The organism is Modestobacter altitudinis, from assembly GCF_005930475.1.
Classification (GTDB): domain Bacteria; phylum Actinomycetota; class Actinomycetes; order Mycobacteriales; family Geodermatophilaceae; genus Modestobacter; species Modestobacter altitudinis.
In genome coordinates this window covers 29,707-46,764 of sequence record NZ_SJEW01000007.1, presented here as the reverse complement: position 1 = coordinate 46,764, position 17,058 = coordinate 29,707, and the positions used below count along the sequence as shown (strand labels likewise).

The following is a 17,058-nucleotide window of genomic DNA, read 5'->3' as shown; positions in this document are numbered from 1 at the left end:
GCCCTGCTCCGGGCACCAGGCTGCACCCGGGCCGTGGTATAGGAAGGGGCTGGCGCCGCGACGTCACACGGGCGTGCCGCCCAGCTCGCCGAGCCGGCCGGTGAGGAAGTCCCGCTCGACCGTGTTCTCGGTGAGGGACAGCGCCTGGGTGTAGGCCGCTCGCGCCTCGGCAACCCGGCCGAGCCGGCGCAGGAAGTCCGCGCGCGCGGCCGGGAGGTAGCCGTAGCCGGCCAGCTGCCGTTCGCCGGCCAGTGCGTCGAGCTCGGCCAGGCCCGCGGCCGCCCCGCGCGCGAAGCCGATCGCGACGGCGCGGTTGAGCGCGACCACCGGCGAGGGCCAGAGCTGGGTCAGGACCCCGTAGAGGGCCACGATCTCGTGCCAGTCGGTGTCGTTCCAGGTCGGTGACTCGGCGTGGACGGCAGCGATCGCCGCCTGCAGCGCGTACCGCGGCGGTGGCCGGCTCGACAGCGCCTCCCGCACGAGCGCAGCACCCTCCGCGATGGCCTGCCGGTCCCACCGCGACCGGTCCTGCTCCTCCAGCAGCACCAGGCGCCCGTCCGGTGCGGTGCGGGTGTCCCGGCGGGCGTCGGTGAGCAGCAGCAACGCCAGCAGCCCTGCCACGGCCGGGTCCCGGGGCAGCAGCCGGCGCAGCATCCGGCACAGCTCCACCGCCCGCAGCACGAGGTCCCGCCGCACGAGCTCGGTCCCTGCCGGCGTGGTGTGCCCGGTGGTGAACAGCAGGTGCACGACGGACAGGACGGCGTCCACCCGCTCGGGCAGCTCTGCGGCCGAGGGCACCCGGTACGGGATCCGGGCCACCGCGATCTTCTTCTTCGCCCGGGTGATCCGCGCCGCCATGGTCGCCTCGCCGACCAGGAAGGCGCGGGCCACGTCGGCGGTGGACAGGCCGCACATCAGCCGCAGCGTCAGCGCGACCTGCGCCGACCGGTCCAGTGCCGGGTGACAGCAGGTGACGATCAACCGCAGCCGGTCGTCGGACAGCCCGGGCTCGTCGTCGACCAGGTCACCGGGCCCGGGCGTGGTCTCCTCCTCGACCAGCAGCGGGAGGTACCGGTGCTCCACGCCCCGGTGCCGGACGACGTTGAGTGCGCGGCGCTTGGCTGTCGTGGTCAGCCACGCCCCGGGCCGCGCGGGGACGCCGTGCACCTGCCAGTCGATGAGCGCCGCGGCGAAGGCGTCCTGGGCGCACTCCTCCGCGGCGTCCAGGTCACGGGTGACGCGCACCGTCGCGGCGAGCACCAGGGCCCACTCGCGACGGTGCGCGTCCGCGACCGCCGCCGCCACCGCGGAGGTGTCCGGGACGGTCATGTCCGGCCTGACCAGCTCAGTCGAAGGTCATGACCGGACGGACCTCGACGCCGCCGAACCGCGCCGGGCACAGCTTGCCGACGGCCAGCGCCGCGTCCAGGTCCGGGGCGTCGATGAGGTAGTAGCCGCCCAGCGCCTCCTTGGTCTCCACGAAGGGGCCGTCGGTGACCTCCGACCCGCCGCGCACGCTCGTCGCGGTGCCGGTGGGCTGCAGCGCCTCACCGCCCAGGAGCGTCACCCCGTGCTGCTCGACCTGCGCGGAGAAGGTGTCGTGCTCCTGCGTGATCTCCCCGAAGAGCTCGGGCGTGGCCGTCTCGTACGGGGCCTCGGCCTCGTAGATCAGGATCAGGTACTTGCTCATCTCGTCCCCTTGGGTCACGGCCCGCTGTTCGGGCCTCCACCTCTCCGACACCTGCGACCGGCCCGGATCGACACCCCGCCCGAGCCGATGTCCGTTGCCGGGCGTCCTACCACGATCCCGGCGCGGAAGGGGTGTCCGCGGTGGGCAGGTCGGAGGACGGTCTCCGGGGTGGACCAGCTCTTGGTCCCGACGGACCGCACGGAGACCGACGCTCGCAGCGGCGCCGACACCGACCGACCGGGGCACGGACGGCGATCGCTCGTCCCTCGACCACGCCGGCGATGGTCCCGTACGTCGACGCCTGGGCCCAGGTCCTCCAGCCACCGGGCTGGACAGCCCTCGACGCCGACCGGCTGCGTGGGCTGCTCGCCGAGGGCTGACCGGCGTCAGCCGAGCCGGGTGGCCGCGGCGGCGGCCAGCGTGCCGGTGGAGTTGGTCGCCAGGTGGAGCAGCGCGGGGGCGAGCAGGCTGCCGCTGCGCAGCCGGAGCCAGCTGAAGCCGACGCCGGCGGCCGCCGTGCCGAGACATGCCAGCAGCACCGCGGCGGTGGTGGCGGCCGCGCCGTCGGCCAGGTCGTTGGCGGCCAGCCCGCTCAGCGTCGGGCGGATGTGCCAGATCCCGAAGACGGCGGCCGACGCGGCGACGGCCGTCGGCCGGGGCACCAGCCGGGAGAGCGCGGCCAGCAGCACCCCGCGGAAGGCGACCTCCTCCCACAGGACGGTGCCCAGCGGCACGCGCACCAGGGTCGCGTACGCGAGCTGACCCCCGTCCAGGTGCGCGATCCGCGCGTCCGCGAGCAGCGGGCGCACCCCCGGGACGGCGAGCGCGGCCGCGTAGCCCGCGACGACCAGCCCGGCGCAGACCCCGCCCAGCCGCAGCCCGGACGGCAGCCGCCGCCGACCCAGCCCCACCTCGTCCCAGCCCAGCCCGGTCGCCCGGGCCGCCGCCAGCACCACCACGGTGGCCGGCACGTTGGCGACGACGGCGGACCCGGGGAGGCGGGTGACGACCAGGCCGTTCCACGCGGCCAGCACCGCGATCAGCGCTCCGGTGAACCCCAGGAGCCTCGGTCGATCGACCGCGCGAGTCCGCACGCCCCGATCCTCCCCCGGCCGGCCCGCGTGGGCCGCGCGGTCAGACCGCCGCGGCGGACCGCCCGGGGGCGAGGTGGGCCAGCGCCTCGCGCAGCTGCACCCGCCCGCGGTGGATCCGGCTGCGCACCGTGCCCAGCTTGATCCCCAACGTCGCCGAGATCTCCTCGTACGTCAGACCCTCGATGTCACACAGCACCACCGCCACCCGGAACTCCGGGGACAACGCATCCAGCGCCGCCTGCACCTGCGGGTCCAGGTGCGTGTCGGCGTACACCTGCTCCGGACTCGGCGCCGACCCCGGCAACCGCTCGGTGTCCTCGGGCAGCGCGTCGAACCGGATCCGCGCCCGGCGCCGCACCATGTCCAGGAACAGGTTCGTGGTGATCCGGTGCAACCAGCCCTCGAACGTGCCCGGGGAGAAGTCTGCCAACGACCGGAACACCCGCACGAAGGTCTCCTGTGTCAGGTCCTCGGCGTCCTGCTGGTTGCCCGAGAGCCGGTAGGCCAACCGGTACACCCGCGCCGAGTGGTCCCGCACGACCTGCTCCCAGGACGGCGCCACCCAGCCCTCCCCGACGGGGAGGGCGGCGGGGAGACCGCCGGTGGGATCGGCGGCACGGTCGAGAGCGGGCATGGCAGAGGCCTCCAACACGAAGTCGGCAGGTCTCCCCCGCCCGGCGACGTGCCGGACCGGATGCGCCGGGCCTGAGGACAGACCGTACTGACGACGCTCCGCGGAGGGGTACTCCCCTACAGCAACGATCATGCCCGACGAACGCGGAGCTGTCCAACGCCTGCGCCGCGCACGTCGTCCGCGTGGACCTCCGCAGCCCGGGCCGAACCCCTGTCCGCAGCGGCGGGCCGGGTGGAGACTCGACGCCGTCCGCTCATCCGCCCCTGGGGGCTGCCATGTCCGGCACGGTGCACGGGACCCGGCCCGCCGGCCGCGCAGGCGTCGTCGCGGCGTCGGTGGGGGTCCTGCTGCTCACCGGCTGCGGGGGTGACGACCCCGGGTCCGACGCCTCCCGGCCACGTCCGCGGCGTCCACCTCCACGGCGGCCTCCTCCACGGCGTCCTCCGGCGACGCGGACTCCTGCGCGCGGGCAGCCGGCATCGACGACCGCGTGGACGCGGCGGTGTCCGAGCTCGGGACGGCGCGTCGATCCCGGGGGCCTTCCGCGAGCTGACCACGGAACTGCGCGCGATCGAGCCGCCCGCCCCGATCGCCACCGACGGGGCGACGATGGCCGACGGCCTCGAGCGGATGGCCGACGCGGTCGCCGACGTCGACCTGACCGACCCCTCGACGCTCGACGCCCTCGACGACGCCGAGGGCGACCTGTCCGCGGCCGGCGACCGCGTCGAGACCCACCTCCGCGAGGAGTGCGGCACCGGCTGAGCCCGCCTCCGTCCAGGGCGCCCACCGAGGAGGTCGTCGATGTCCGTTCCGCGCCGGAGGTCCCCGGTGCGCTGGCGCCGCACGACCGCCGCCGTGGCGCTCGCCGCCGCGGCCTGGGTGCTCGTCCTCGGGGTCACCGTGGCGATCGACGACTTCCCGCGCGGTCTGCTCCTGCTGCTGTGCGCCGCGCTCGTCGCGGCCGGCGCCTGGGAGGGCGTCCTGCGCCGGGGCTGGGCCCGGCTGGCCGGCCTCGCCGTCGGTGGTGCAGCGCTGGCGGGCGGGGTCCTGGTGCTCGGCGACGAGGGGTACCGGCGCAGCCTGCTGCTGCTCGGCCTCGGCGCGCTGGTCTGGCACGCGGCGGCCCGGGCGGCCTTCCGGCCGGACGTCGTCCTGCCCGCCGCGCCGCGGCCGCAGCGGCCGGTGGTCGTGGTGAACCCGCGGTCCGGCGATGGCCGGGCGGGCCGGGTCGGGCTGGCGGCGGCTGCCCGGGAGCGGGGCATCGACGTGGTTGAGCTGCCTCCCGGCGCCGACCTCGCGGCACTGGTGCGCGCGGCCGTCGACGCCGGCGCGGACGCCCTCGGCATGGCCGGCGGGGACGGCTCCCAGGCCGTGGTGGCCGCCCTCGCCGCCGAGGCCGACCTGCCCTACGCGTGCATCCCCGCGGGCACGCGCAACCACTTCGCCCTCGACCTCGGCGTGGACCGGGACGACGTGGTGGGCGCGCTGGACGCGTTCGTCGACGGCGGCGAGCGGCGGGTGGACCTGGCCGAGGTCAACGACCGGGACTTCGTCAACAACGTCTCGCTGGGCGTCTACGCGGAGGCGGTGCAGCAGCAGGGCTACCGCGCCGCGAAGCTGCGGACGCTGCTGGACACGGTGGCGGCCTCGCAGGTCCCGGCGAGCGCCGCGCAGGACCTGCGCTGGACCACCCCGGGCGGTCGCACCTTGCGCGGTGCGGCGGTCGTCCTGGTCAGCAACAACCAGTACCGGCTGGCCGGCGCGGCGGGAGCGGGCACCCGGCCGGCCGTGGACCAGGGCCTCCTCGGGGTGACCGTGGTCGACCCACCGGTCCACGGGACGCGGCGCAGGCGCCGCCCCTGGCGGCAGTGGGTGACCAGCGAGCTCCGGGTCGAGGCGACCCGCCCGGTGCCGGCGGGCATCGACGGCGAGGCCGCCCTGCTCGCTCCACCGGTCGTGTTCCGGACCCGGCCGGCGGCACTGCGGGTGCGGATCGCGGCGCACCACCCCGCCGCCTCGCCGTCGGCGATCGAGCCGGTCGGCGCGCTGCCGGCGCTGCGGGCGCTGGTGCGCATCGCCGGCGGGGGCGATCCACGGCAGCGACCACCCCGGTTGTCCCCGGCGGTCTGCCAACCGGCCCGCGGACCCGGCGCGCACGGACCCGTCGACGGCGTGCACGGACGGTCGTAGCGTCGGGGTCCCACGGGGGTCGGGGAACTCGATGCTCGGTGGGAGGACACCATGTTCGCTCAGGTCATCACGGGCCGGACCTCGGACGCCGACGGGGTACGGGCCGCCCTGGACAGGTGGGTCGAGGAGCTCGCGCCCGGTGCGGTCGGCTGGCTCGGCAGCACGGTCGGGACCACCGACGACGGGACGTTCATCGCGATCGCCCGCTTCACCTCCGCCGAGGCCGCCGGTCGCAACGGTCAGCGGCCGGAGCAGGACCGGTGGTGGCAGGAGACCAGCCGCCTGTTCGACGGCGAGGTCGGCTTCCGGGACAGCGAGGACGTCACCGTCGACCTGCAGGGCGACCCCGACCGGGCCGGCTTCGTGCAGGTCATGCAGGGTCGGATGACCGACCTGGAGCGGGCGAAGGAGGTCATGGCGCAGATCCCCGCCGACCTGATGGCCAGTTTCCGGCCGGACGTGCTGGGCAGCGTCATGGTCGGGCACCCGGACGGCGCGTGGACCCAGGTCCTGTACTTCACCTCGGAGGCCGAGGCCCGCGAGGGCGAGCGCAAGGAGCCGCCGAGGGAGTTCCAGGTCGCCATGGAGGACATGGGGAAGCTGAGCGTCGGCGAGACGACCTTCCTCGACCTCCGGTCGCCCCTGCTCCGGTCGGCGAGCTGACCTGCGATCGCGAGGAGGGCCTCGACATGACCGTGGACACCAGGCTGGCGAAGGCGTTCGGGCTCGAGGAGGACGCCTGGCAGCGCCACGCCAACCCGTGGAGCGTCTACACCCGCATCCCCATCCCGTCCCTGCTCGCCGGAGCCATCTGGTCCCGCCACCGGCTGGGCTGGTGGTCGGTCGTCCCGGTGGGGCTGGTGGGCGCGTGGACCGCGATCAACCCCAGGGCGTTCCCGCCGCCACGCTCGCTGGACCACTGGGCCTCCCGCGGCGTCCTGGGCGAGACCTGCTGGGCGCGGCGGGACGAGGAGCCGGTACCCGTGCGGCACCGGGTCGCGCCGAACGTGCTCGCCGGCGTCAGCGCCGTGGGCGTGCCCTTCATCGTGAGGGGACTGGCCGTGCGGAACGGCTGGATGGTCGCGTTCGGGCTGGCGGTCGAGACGGCCGCCAAGACCTGGTTCATCGACCGGATGGCCCTCCTCTACGACGACGTCACGCCGGCCGGGTCCGCGGCCGGCCCCCCGCCCCCGACGGACACCCCGCAGCGGTGACGGCGGTGCTCAGGCGGCGTGCTCGGGGAGCACGCCGGAGCGGTGGCGCTGCCGGAGCAGGTAGTACGCCAGGCCGATCAGCGTGATCGCGCCGATGAAGACGAACGCGCCCCACTGCAGGTACCAGTGGTACGGCGCGGTGGCGTTGTAGACCTCGCGCCGGGGCCAGGCGAGGTTGAGCGCCATGCCGGCGCCCCACAGGACGGCCAGCACGTTGACCGGCAGCCCCCAGCGGCCCAGCGAGAAGTGCCGCGTGCCCTCCGGCTCGGCCGGCAGCGGCCAGCGACCGCGCAGCCGGCTGACCAGCATCGGCACCGTGACCAGCAGGTAGGCGAGGTAGATCATCACGACCGCGATGCTGGTGATGGTGGTGAAGATCTGCGGCTGACGGATGTTGACCAGCAGGATGCTGATCGACAGCAGGCCGATGAGGACGGCGGGGACGACCGGCGTCTTCCGGCGTGGGTCCACTCGGGCCAGCCGCGCCGCGAAGGGCAGGTTGTTGTCCCGGGCCATCGCGAACATCATCCGGATGGTCGCCGTGTGCACCGCCAGGCAGCACACCGTGATGGCCACGACGATGCACACCAGGAAGGCCTTCCCCAGCCCGTTCCCGGCCGCCTGGAGCAGCACGTACTGCAGCCCCCCGGTGGCCGAGGACAGCTGCGGGTCCGCGAGGTCGTCCACCGACATGAGGCCGAACAGCAGGATCAGCCCGCCCAGCACGAAGGACGCCGTGACCGCCCGGACGACCGCCCGCGGGGCGGTGCGCCGCGCGTCGATCGTCTCCTCGCCCATCGAGCTGGCGGTGTCGAAGCCGTACATGACGTAGCCCGAGGCCAGCGCGGCGATCAGGAACGCCCCGAGGTAGCCCAGCTGCTGCCCGTCCCCCCGGCCGGCGGTGTCGGTGAGGACCTCCTGCGGACCCCGGGTGGCGTGCACGGCGAGGATGACGATGATCAGCACGGCCGCGACCAGCTCGATGAAGACCCCGGTGCTGTTGATCCGGGCCATCAGCCGGACCCCGAAGGCGTTGACCATGGTCGTGAAGAGGATCAACGCGCTGCCCAGCACCACCGCGTTGACGGCGACGTCGTAGGTGCCGGTGCCGTCGCCGACGACCTGGAAGCCCGACCAAAGCTGGGGCAGGGTGATCTGGTACGCGAGGACGGTCGCCGACAGCGTGACGATCGAGGCGGTGAGCATCATCCAGCCGGCCATCCAGGCCGTGGTCCGGCTCCCCAGCCGCTTGGTCCAGTTGTAGAGCGAGCCGGCGATCGGGTACCGCGCAGCCAGCTCGGCGAAGCACAGCGCCACCATCAGCTGGCCGACGAACACCAGCGGCCAGGACCAGACGTAGGCAGGCCCGCCCGCCCCGAAGCCGAAGTAGAACAACTGGAAGGTGCCGGTCAGGATGGAGATGTAGCTCACCCCGGCCGCGAAGCTGGCGAACCTGCCGATCCGGCGGTCCAGTTCCTGCTTGTAGCCGAAGTCGGCGAGGTGCTGGTCGCGGTCCTGCTCGATCGATCTGTCCACGGTCCGCCCACGTCCGAGAGGGGAGAAGTCGCGTCACTCTGCTCCGAAGATCGGCTCGCTGCCACTCCGCGGCCGCCGGGTGGGGTCGGCGGAGGCTTCTCCGGGGGCGCGACCGGCCCCGTCATCGGGCCGACGGGACGTGGACGTGGAAAGGTCTGCGGTGCAGGACACGGCACCCGCCCCGGGACCGCCGGCTGCCCACGATCCCCGACCACAGAGGCGGTTGGCCGCAGGTGTTCCCCTTGAGCCGGCGCCTGGCCGGCATGGCCGTGCACCTCTACACCGCGAGCGGCTCCGTGCTCGCGCTGCTCATCGTGCTGGCCGCGTTCGACGGGAACGCGATCATGGCGCTCTGGATCGGCCTGGCCGCGCTCGTCGTCGACGGCACGGATGGGATGCTCGCCCGCACTGCGCGGGTGAAGGAGACGATCCCCTGGTTCGACGGCGCCCGGCTCGACGACATCGTCGACTACCTGACCTACGTCTTCGCACCGGTCGTCCTGCTCTGGATGACGGGGGCGCTGCCGGACGGCGCACCCGGGTGGGTGCTGGCCGCGCTGCCGCTGCTGGCCTCCAGCTTCCAGTTCTGCCGGGTGGACGCCAAGACCGACGACCACACGTTCCTGGGGTTCCCCAGCTACTGGAACGTCGTCGCCTTCTACGTCATCGTGCTGGACCTGGACCGGGTCACCGTCGCCACCATCCTGGTCGTCTGCTCGGTGCTGGTCTTCGTGCCGGTGCGCTACCTCTACCCGTCCCGCACGCAGGCGTTCCGGTCGCTCAGCCTGGTGCTCACCGCGGTGTGGATCGGCACGTACGCGCTGCTGCTGGTCGAGTACCCGTCCCTGAACCCGCTGGTCGTGGCCGCGTCACTGGCCTACCTGGTCTACTACCTGGCGGTCAGCGGGTACCTCACGGTCGCGGCCAGGCACCGCCGGCGCAGCGAGACCCGGGCGGGGAGCCCGCTGGACGCCACCTCGACCTGACCGCGGTCGGCCCCGGTCGCCGACCGGGGCCGGCACGACGGAACTGGACCCACCGTGCCTGCCGTCGTGCGGCCCCTTCCCGAGGGGCGCCTCCCGGGTGTCGGATGGGCGGGCTCCGACTCCTCAGGCGGTGAGCACATGCCCTCTCCCGGCTCGTGGCTCGGGCTGGTGGGCCGGCACGCCGAGTGCGCGGCGCTGCTCGGCCTCGTCGAGGCCGCCCGGGCCGGCCGCAGCCAGGTCCTGGTGCTGCGCGGCCCGCCGGGGATCGGCAAGACGGCCCTGCTGGACTTCCTCGTGGACCGGGCCACCGGGTGCCGGGTGACCCGGGCGGCCGGCGTCGAGTCGGAGACGGAGCTCGCGCACGCCGGGCTGCACCAGCTCTGCGCCCCGTTCCTGGACCGGCTGGGCGCCTTGCCCGTCCCGCAGCAGCAGGCGCTCGGGACGGCGTTCGGACTCCGGCCGGGGCCTCCACCGGACCGCTTCCTGGTCGGCCTGGCGGTGCTCACCCTGCTGTCCGGGGTGGCCGGTGACCGACCGCTGGTCTGCGTGGTGGACGACGCACAGTGGCTGGACGAGGCCTCGGCGCAGGCGCTGGGGTTCGTCGCCCGGCGGCTGGCGGCCCACCCCGTGGCGCTGGTCCTCGCCGCGCGGGACAGCGCGGCGGCACCACCGTTCGCCGGCCTGCCCAGCCGCACGCTGTCCGGGCTGCGGAGCGCGGACATGACGAGGCTGCTGGAGGCGGCGGTGACCGGCGCGCTGGACCCCCGGGTGCGGGACCGGATCGTGGCCGAGAGCCAGGGCAACCCGCTGGCCCTCCTCGAGCTGCCGCGCGGTCTCACTGCGGCGGAGCTGGCCTTCGGTGGCGACGGCGACGCCGTCGCCACCCCGCTGCTGCACCGCCTGGAGCGGGGGTACGCCCGCCAGGTGCAGGCGCTGCCGGCGCCGTCCCGGCAGCTGCTCCTCGTCGCCGCGGCCGAACCGGTCGGCGACGTCCCGCTGCTGTGGCGCGCGGCCGGGCGGCTCGGCCTCGGCTCCGACGCGGTGGCCGCCGCCGAGGCGGCCGGGCTGGTCGAGGTGCGGAACCGGGTCCGCTTCCGGCACCCGCTGGTGCGGGCCACGGTCTACCGCTCAGCCGCCCCCGACGACCGGCGGGCCGTCCACCGGGCGCTCGCCGACGCCACCGACGCGGACCTGGACGCCGACCGCCGGGCCTGGCACCGCGCGCACGCCGCGGTCGGGCCCGACGAGTCGGTCGCCGCCGAGCTCGAGCACTCGGCCGGCCGAGCCCTGGCGCACGGTGGGCTGGCCGCGGCAGCCGCCCTGCTCGGCTGGTCCGCCGCGCTGACACCGGACCCCGCCGGCCGGGCACGGCGCTCGCTCGACGCCGCCGGTGCCGACATCGCCGCCGGGGCGTTCCACGACGCCGGCGACGCCCTGGCCACGGCCCGGGTCGGGCCGCTGCGCGAGGCGGACGGGGCCCGGCTGGAGCTGCTCTGCGCGCAGCTGTCCTTCGCCGAGGACCGGGGCACCGAGGCGCTCCCCCTCCTGCTGGCCGCCGCCCGGCGGCTCGAGCCGATCGACGCCGACCTCGCCCGGGACACCTACCTGGACGCGCTGACCGCTGCGCTGTTCGCCGGCCGGCTGGCCGCCGGCCCGGGCGCGCAGCAGGTCGCCGGCGCGGTGCGGGCGGCACCGCCGCCGTCCACCCCCCGCAGACGCGACGCCCTGCTCGCGGGGCTGGCCGTCCTCGCCACCGACGGGTACGCACCCGCGGTCACGCCGCTGCGCCGGGCCGTCACCGCGTTCGCCGGCGAGGACCTCACCATGGACGAGGCGCTCCGCTCCGCGTGGCTGGCGGCGGCCACCGCCGCCTCGCTGTGGGACGACGGCAACTGGGACGTGCTGACCCGCCGGCACCTGCAGCTCGCCCGGGGGGCCGGTGCCCTCGGCGCCCTCCCGCTGGCCCTGGACACCCGCGCCGTCGTGCACCTGTTCACCGGGGACCTCGCCGCAGCGGAGTCCCTGGTCCGGGAGTGCCGGTGGACCACCGAGGTGACCGGCAGCGGTCTGGTGCGCTACGGGGAGGTGGGCCTGCTCGCCGTGCGGGGCCGGGCCGACCAGGCCGAACCGGTGATCGGCCGCTGCCTGGACGACGTCGTCGCCCGCGGCGAGGGCGTCGGGGTGACCATGGCCCAGTGGGCCCGCGCCGTCCTGTGCAACGGTCTGGGCCGCTACGCGGAAGCGCTGCACGCCGCGCGGGAGGCCGCGGCGGACCTGCTGGACCTGGGTCCGTCGACGTGGGCGCTGGCCGAGCTCGTGGAGGCCGGGGTGCGCAGCGGGGAGACGCCGGCCGCGGCGGCCGCGCTCGAGCGGCTCGCCGACCTCGCGGGCGCCAGTGGCAGCGACTGGGCCCTGGGCGTGGCGGCGAGCCGGGCGGCCCTGCTGCGCGAGGGGACGGCGGCCGACGAGCTGCACCGCGAGGCGGTCGAGCGCCTCGGCCGCACCGGGGTCCGCGTCGAGCTGGCCCGCGCCCAGCTGCTGCACGGCGAGTGGCTGCGTCGGGAGGGGCGGCGCGTCGAGGCCCGCGCCCTGCTGCGGGCCGCGCACCGGGCGCTGTCCGAGATGGGCCTGGAGGCCTTCTCCGACCGCGCCCGGCACGAGCTGCTGACCACCGGGGAGACCGTCCGCAGACGCACCGTGGGAGCTCCCGGGGAGCTCACCGCCCAGGAGGCGCACATCGCCCGCCTGGCCGCGCAGGGGCTGACGAACCCCGAGATCGGTGCCGCTCTCTACGTCAGCCCCCGGACGGTGGAGTGGCACCTGCGCAAGACCTTCACCAAGCTCGGCGTCAGCACCCGGCGGGAGCTGCGGAAGTCGCTGCCGGCCCGCGACCACCAAGCACTCGGCGGCTGACCCCGCCGGCCGCGAGAGCGGACCAGGGACTCTCCCGGGTTCGACCGGGGGTGCGCCGCGCGAGGGTGGTGCCACGCCGTCCCCTGACCGGGGACGGGCGCCCAGGCAGCCAGTTCCGCACAGGAGGGACGTCGTCATGACCACCACCGTGGAGTCCGGAGTCGGGATCCGCCCCTTCCACGTCGACGTGCCGGACGAGGCCCTGCAGGACCTCCGTCGCCGCATCAGGGCCACCCACTGGCCCGACCGGGAGACCGTCGACGACCACTCCCAGGGCGTGCCGCTGGACATGGTGCAGCGCCTCGCGCACCACTGGGCGACCGACTACGACTGGCGGGCGTGCGAGGCGAGGCTCAACGCGTTCCCGCAGTTCGTCACGCCCATCGACGGACTGGACATCCACTTCCTGCACGTCCGGTCCCGCCACGAGGACGCGCTGCCGCTGGTGGTCAACCACGGCTGGCCGGGTTCGGTGATCGAGCAGCTGAAGATCATCGACCGGCTGACCGATCCGACCGCACACGGCGGGACGGCCGCCGACGCCTTCCACGTGGTCGTCCCCTCGATGCCCGGGTACGGGTTCTCCGGCAAGCCCACCAGCCCCGGGTGGGGTCCGGAGCGGATGGCCCGGGCCTGGGCGGAGCTGATGCAGCGGCTGGGCTACACCCGCTACGTCGCCCAGGGCGGCGACTGGGGTGCCTTCGTCGTGGACCAGATGGGTCTGCAGGCCCCCGAGGGGCTGCTCGCCGTCCACACCAACATGCCGGCCACGGTGCCGGCCGACGTCGACCGGGCGCTCGCGGCCGGTGACCCGCCGCCCGCCGGTCTCTCGCCCGAGGAACGCCGCGCCTACCAGCAGCTGGCGCGGACCTTCGGTCAGGTCCAGTACGCCACGTACATGGCAGCGCGCCCGCAGACGCTGTACGGCATCGCGGACTCACCCGTCGGCCTGGCCGCCTGGCTGCTGGACCACAACGACGCCGACGACCAGCCCGCCGCGGCCGTCGTCGCCGCGCTGGACCGGACCACGAGCGCCACCGGCGAGCTGACCCGCGACGAGGTGCTGGACAACATCACCCTCTACTGGCTGACCAACACCGGGGTGTCCGCTTCCCGGCTGTACTGGGAGTACCGGGGCGGCTTCTTCGACGCCAAGGGCGTGACCATCCCGGTGGCCATGACGATCTTCCCGGGCGAGCAGTACCAGGCACCGCGCAGCTGGGCCGAGCGGGCCTACCCCGGGCTCGTCTACTACTCCGAGGTCGACCGGGGTGGGCACTTCGCCGCGTGGGAGCAGCCGCAGCTCTTCGCCGAGGAGCTGCGGGCCGCCTTCCGCTCCCTGCGCTGAGGACGCCGGACCGGCGGCCCGGGGGACCTGGTCCCGCGGGCCGCCGGTCCGGTGCTCAGCCGCGCGGCGAGGAGGTCACGAGCGCAGCGGGGCGAACGCCGCCCGGAGCTCGGCCGCGAACAGCTCCGGCTCCTCCCAGGCGGCGAAGTGGCCGCCCCGCTCGGCCTCGGAGAAGTAGTTGAGGGTGGGGTAGGCCTTCTCCGCCCAGCTGCGCGGGGTCCGCCAGATCTCGCCGGGGAACGCGGTGAAGCCGACCGGGACGGTGACGTCGGGGGGCACCTCGCCGGACGCGGCCGCCGCGGCGCGGGCCCCGTAGCTCTCCCAGTACGACCGGGCTGCGGAGGCCCCGGTGCCGGTCAGCCAGTAGAGGGTGATGTTGTCCAGGACGTGGTCCCGGGTGAGGTTGCCGACCGGCTGCTCCTCGACGAACGCGCGGGAGATCTTGTGGTAGGCGTCGGTGTCGTGGTCGAGCATCCAGGCGGCCAGCGCGACCGGGGAGTCCAGCAGCGCGTAGCCGATGGTCTGCGGCCGGGTGGACTGCTCGGTGAAGTAGCCGATGCCGGTCGTCCGGAAGGTGGTGATCGCCTCGGCCGCCGCGCGCTCGGCCTCGGTGTCCGTGGGCTGCGCGGAACCCAGCGCGCTGACCAGCAGGTTGGTGTGGATGCCGATCAGCCCCTCCGGCGACTGGTGGCCCATCGCGTCGGTGACCCCGGCGCCGACGTCACCGCCCTGGGCGACGTAGCGGGTGTAGCCCAGGCGGCGCATCAGCTCCGCCCACGCCCGCCCGGTGCGGCCGACGTCCCAGCCGACCTCGGTGGGCTCGCTGGAGAAGCCGTAGCCCGGCAGCGACGGCAGCACGAGGTGGAAGGCGTCCTCGGCGCGCCCGCCGTGCGCGGTCGGGTCGGTCAGCGGCCCGACGCTGTCGAGCATCTCGACCACCGAGCCCGGCCAGCCGTGGGTCATGACCAGCGGCAGGGCGTCCTCGTGGCGCGACCGCACGTGCAGGAAGTGCACGTCCACGCCGTCGATCTCGGTCACGAACTGCGGCAGCGCGTTCAGCCGCGCTTCGCACCGGCGCCAGTCGTACTCGGTCGTCCAGCAGCGCGCGAGTGCCTGCATCGTCGCCAGCTGCACGCCCTGCGAGCGGTCCGCCACCAGCTCCCGGGTCGGCCAGCGCGTCGCGTCGATGCGGCGCCGCAGCTCGGCGAGTTCCTCCTCCGGCACGTGCACCTCGAAGGGCCGGACCGCGCTCAGGTCGGCCTCCGCGCGGGGCGAGGGCACGGCGCCGGTGCGGGCGCCGGTCGAGGTGGGTCGGGTGGGTGTGGACATCGTTGCTCCTCCGGGCGGTGTGGATCGTGCGGACGGACAGCGACCGGACCCACTCCGGGCCCGGGACGAGCTCAGCCGAACGTGAAGACGTGGGCCCGGGCCCCGGCAGCGGAGGAGGTGAGGGTCAGCGTGCGCTCGCGGACCTCGCCGTCCTGGCGGACCAGCTGGTAGAGCCGGCCGCCGTCCAGGACGCCGTTGCCCTGCTCGTCGACGTCGACCCCGCGCGAGCGGCCCGGGGCCTCGCCGTCGAGGAGCACCTGGAAGTGGATCGGCGCCGGGCCGGCCGAGGACAGCACCAGGTGGGCGTCGCGGGCGGAGAAGCGGAAGTTGATGCTGCCGCCGGGCTCGTCGCAGACGACGTCCTCGGGCTCGGTGGTCCAGCGCCCGGTCAGAGCCCAGGAGCCGAGGCGCAGTTCGCCCGGTGCGTCGGGCCGCCCACCGCGCTCGGCGCCCAGGTAGGTCTCCGGCGTGCGCAGGTGGTCCCAGTCGGCCGCCGCCTCGTCCCCTTCGCCCTCGACGGACACGAACGGGCGGTCGATGCCCAGCAGCCGCTGGAGCCGGCGCTCGGACTGCTCGTAGCGGCCCTCGCCGACGTGGGAGTCGCGGACCACGCCGTCGGTGTCGACGAAGTACAGCGCCGGCCAGTAGTGGTTGTCGAAGGCCCGCCAGACCCGGTACCCGTTGTCGACGGCGACCGGGTGGTCGATCCCCCGTTCCCGCACGGCCCGCCGGACGAGGTCGAGGTCGTGCTCGAACCCGAACTCCGGGGTGTGCACGCCGATCACGACCAGCCCGTCGTCCCGGTAGGCCTGCGCCCAGGCCCGGACCCAGGGCGCGGTGCGCAGCCAGTTGATGCAGGTCAACGTCCAGAAGTCGACCAGGACGACCTTCCCGCGCAGTCCGGCGGGGTCCAGCGGCGCGGAGTTGAGCCAGGCGGTCGCCCCGTCGAGAGGGGGCATGTGCAGACGCCGGAACAGCGTGGTCACGGACGCACCTCCACGGACGCGCAGCGGGTCCCCGCACTCCGGCGGGGACCCCGACGCTCGTCGTCCCGGCCCGCGATCGCGCCCGTGGAACACCCTGGTCTCTCCGGGCCCGGGGTCGGCCGTGCCCGGCCGACTCAGGGCAGGGACTCAGGGCAGCGACTCAGGGCAGCAGGAGCAGCTTCCCGGTGGTGCGGCGGGCCTCGAGGTCCTCGTGCCCGCGGCGCGCGTCGGCGAGCGGGAGCCGGGCCCCGATCCGGACGTCGAGCCGGCCGGCGGCGACCGTCTCCAGCACGGCGCCGGCCAGCTGCCGCAGCAGCTCGGGCGTGCGGGTGTAGGTGGCCAGCGTCGGCCGCTGCACGAACAGCGACCCGGCGCCGGCGAGCCGGTGCAGCTCCAGCGGTTCGGGTTGTCCGCTGGCGGCGCCGTAGACGATCATCCGGCCGCCCGGCCGCAGGGCGGTCAGGCCCGCGTCGAAGGTCGTCCGGCCGACGCCGTCGTAGACGACGGCGGCGCCGTCGCCGCCGGAGAGCTCGCGGACCCGCTCGGGGAACCCCGCGTAGCCGACCACCACCTCGTCGGCTCCGGCGGCGCGGGCCAGCTCGGCCTTGTCCTCGGTGGAGGTCGTGGCCAGCACGTGGCCGCCCCGGGCGCGCACCAGCTGGGTGAGCAGCAGGCCGACGCCACCGGCCGCGCTGTGCACGACCGCCCAGTCACCCTCGGCGACCGGGTAGGAGTCGGTGACCAGGTACTGGGCGGTGCAGCCCTGCAGCATCGCGGCGGCGGCGACGTCGAGGTCGACGCCGTCGGGCACCGGCACCAGCTTCGCCCGCGGCGCGGCCACCCGCTGTGCGTAGCTGCCGCGGACGTCCAGCCAGGCGACCCGCTCGCCGGTGTCCACGACCGTCCCCGCGCCTTCGACGCCGATCACCGCCGGCGGGCTGGCCGTGTACGGCGGTCGGCCCTCCCGCTCGTAGACGTCCCGGAAGTTGACGCCCACGGCCGCGACGTCGACCAGCACCGCGCCGTCGGCCGGCTCGGGGTCGGGCACCTCGCGGAGCGCGAGCACCTCCGGGCCACCGGTGCGTTCGTAGACCACTGCCTGCACGTCGCCTCCCCGTCGTCGTGCCCCGAGCCT

General features: G+C 75.1%; 15 protein-coding genes. 7 read left to right on the top strand and 8 right to left on the bottom strand.

All coding sequences use genetic code 11. The features are described 5' to 3' along the window. Positions 1-63: 63 nt before the first annotated feature. The 4 genes from FHL79_RS04600 to sigE form a co-directional block, all read right to left on the bottom strand. Positions 64-1,329, bottom strand: coding sequence for an RNA polymerase sigma factor (locus FHL79_RS04600; RefSeq protein ID WP_138757448.1), 1,266 nt, complete (start codon positions 1,327-1,329; stop codon positions 64-66). Positions 1,330-1,345: 16 nt separating this feature from the next. Then, entirely contained in the window at positions 1,346-1,690 is a 345-nt protein-coding gene (locus FHL79_RS04595; protein WP_138757447.1) for a YciI family protein, read from the bottom strand. A gap of 386 nt (positions 1,691-2,076) precedes the next feature. Next, positions 2,077-2,784, bottom strand: coding sequence for a CPBP family intramembrane glutamic endopeptidase (locus FHL79_RS04590; protein ID WP_246080351.1), 708 nt, complete (start codon positions 2,782-2,784; stop codon positions 2,077-2,079). Positions 2,785-2,824: 40 nt separating this feature from the next. After that, positions 2,825-3,418: an RNA polymerase sigma factor SigE gene (gene sigE, locus FHL79_RS04585; protein ID WP_138757446.1), complete on the bottom strand. Its 594-nt coding sequence runs from the start codon at positions 3,416-3,418 to the stop codon at positions 2,825-2,827. A gap of 609 nt (positions 3,419-4,027) precedes the next feature. Here sigE and FHL79_RS24970 point away from each other — a divergent pair. Genes FHL79_RS24970 through FHL79_RS04570 form a run of 4 tightly spaced genes read left to right on the top strand, consistent with a single transcriptional unit; the run spans position 4,028 to position 6,825 of the window. Next, a complete protein-coding gene (locus tag FHL79_RS24970; RefSeq protein WP_171058012.1) occupies positions 4,028-4,183 on the top strand; it encodes a hypothetical protein in 156 nt (51 codons plus the stop codon). 39 nt (positions 4,184-4,222) lie between these two features. After that, the gene (locus tag FHL79_RS04580) at positions 4,223-5,611 is read left to right on the top strand and encodes a diacylglycerol/lipid kinase family protein (protein WP_246080349.1); all 1,389 of its coding nucleotides are present in this window, start codon (positions 4,223-4,225) and stop codon (positions 5,609-5,611) included. Between the two features lie 51 nt (positions 5,612-5,662). Beyond that, positions 5,663-6,274, top strand: a complete 612-nt coding sequence (locus FHL79_RS04575) for a hypothetical protein (protein ID WP_138757445.1) — start codon at positions 5,663-5,665, stop codon at positions 6,272-6,274. A 26-nt stretch (positions 6,275-6,300) separates the two neighbouring features. Further along, positions 6,301-6,825, top strand: coding sequence for a DUF6653 family protein (locus FHL79_RS04570; protein ID WP_138757444.1), 525 nt, complete (start codon positions 6,301-6,303; stop codon positions 6,823-6,825). 9 nt (positions 6,826-6,834) lie between these two features. Here the strand turns inward: FHL79_RS04570 and FHL79_RS04565 are convergent, their stop codons facing one another. Further along, entirely contained in the window at positions 6,835-8,361 is a 1,527-nt protein-coding gene (locus tag FHL79_RS04565) for an APC family permease (protein ID WP_138757443.1), read from the bottom strand. Between the two features lie 242 nt (positions 8,362-8,603). Between FHL79_RS04565 and FHL79_RS04560 the strand changes: the two genes are divergently transcribed. The 3 genes from FHL79_RS04560 to FHL79_RS04550 all read left to right on the top strand — a co-directional run bounded on the left by FHL79_RS04560 (position 8,604) and on the right by FHL79_RS04550 (position 13,608). After that, on the top strand, positions 8,604-9,347 hold the full coding sequence (locus tag FHL79_RS04560; RefSeq protein WP_138757442.1) for a CDP-alcohol phosphatidyltransferase family protein: 744 nt from the start codon (positions 8,604-8,606) through the stop codon (positions 9,345-9,347). A gap of 138 nt (positions 9,348-9,485) precedes the next feature. Next, entirely contained in the window at positions 9,486-12,260 is a 2,775-nt protein-coding gene (locus FHL79_RS04555) for a helix-turn-helix transcriptional regulator (RefSeq protein WP_138757441.1), read from the top strand. Between the two features lie 136 nt (positions 12,261-12,396). Continuing rightward, entirely contained in the window at positions 12,397-13,608 is a 1,212-nt protein-coding gene (locus tag FHL79_RS04550; RefSeq protein WP_138757440.1) for an epoxide hydrolase family protein, read from the top strand. Between the two features lie 75 nt (positions 13,609-13,683). Here the strand turns inward: FHL79_RS04550 and FHL79_RS04545 are convergent, their stop codons facing one another. The 3 genes from FHL79_RS04545 to FHL79_RS04535 all read right to left on the bottom strand — a co-directional run bounded on the left by FHL79_RS04545 (position 13,684) and on the right by FHL79_RS04535 (position 17,028). Continuing rightward, on the bottom strand, positions 13,684-14,937 hold the full coding sequence (locus tag FHL79_RS04545) for an epoxide hydrolase family protein (RefSeq protein WP_218938324.1): 1,254 nt from the start codon (positions 14,935-14,937) through the stop codon (positions 13,684-13,686). A gap of 71 nt (positions 14,938-15,008) precedes the next feature. Beyond that, positions 15,009-15,923, bottom strand: coding sequence for a thioredoxin family protein (locus FHL79_RS04540; RefSeq protein ID WP_138757439.1), 915 nt, complete (start codon positions 15,921-15,923; stop codon positions 15,009-15,011). A gap of 160 nt (positions 15,924-16,083) precedes the next feature. After that, positions 16,084-17,028 (bottom strand): quinone oxidoreductase family protein, encoded by a 945-nt coding sequence (locus FHL79_RS04535; protein ID WP_138757438.1) that lies wholly within the window; start codon positions 17,026-17,028, stop codon positions 16,084-16,086. Positions 17,029-17,058 lie beyond the last annotated feature (30 nt).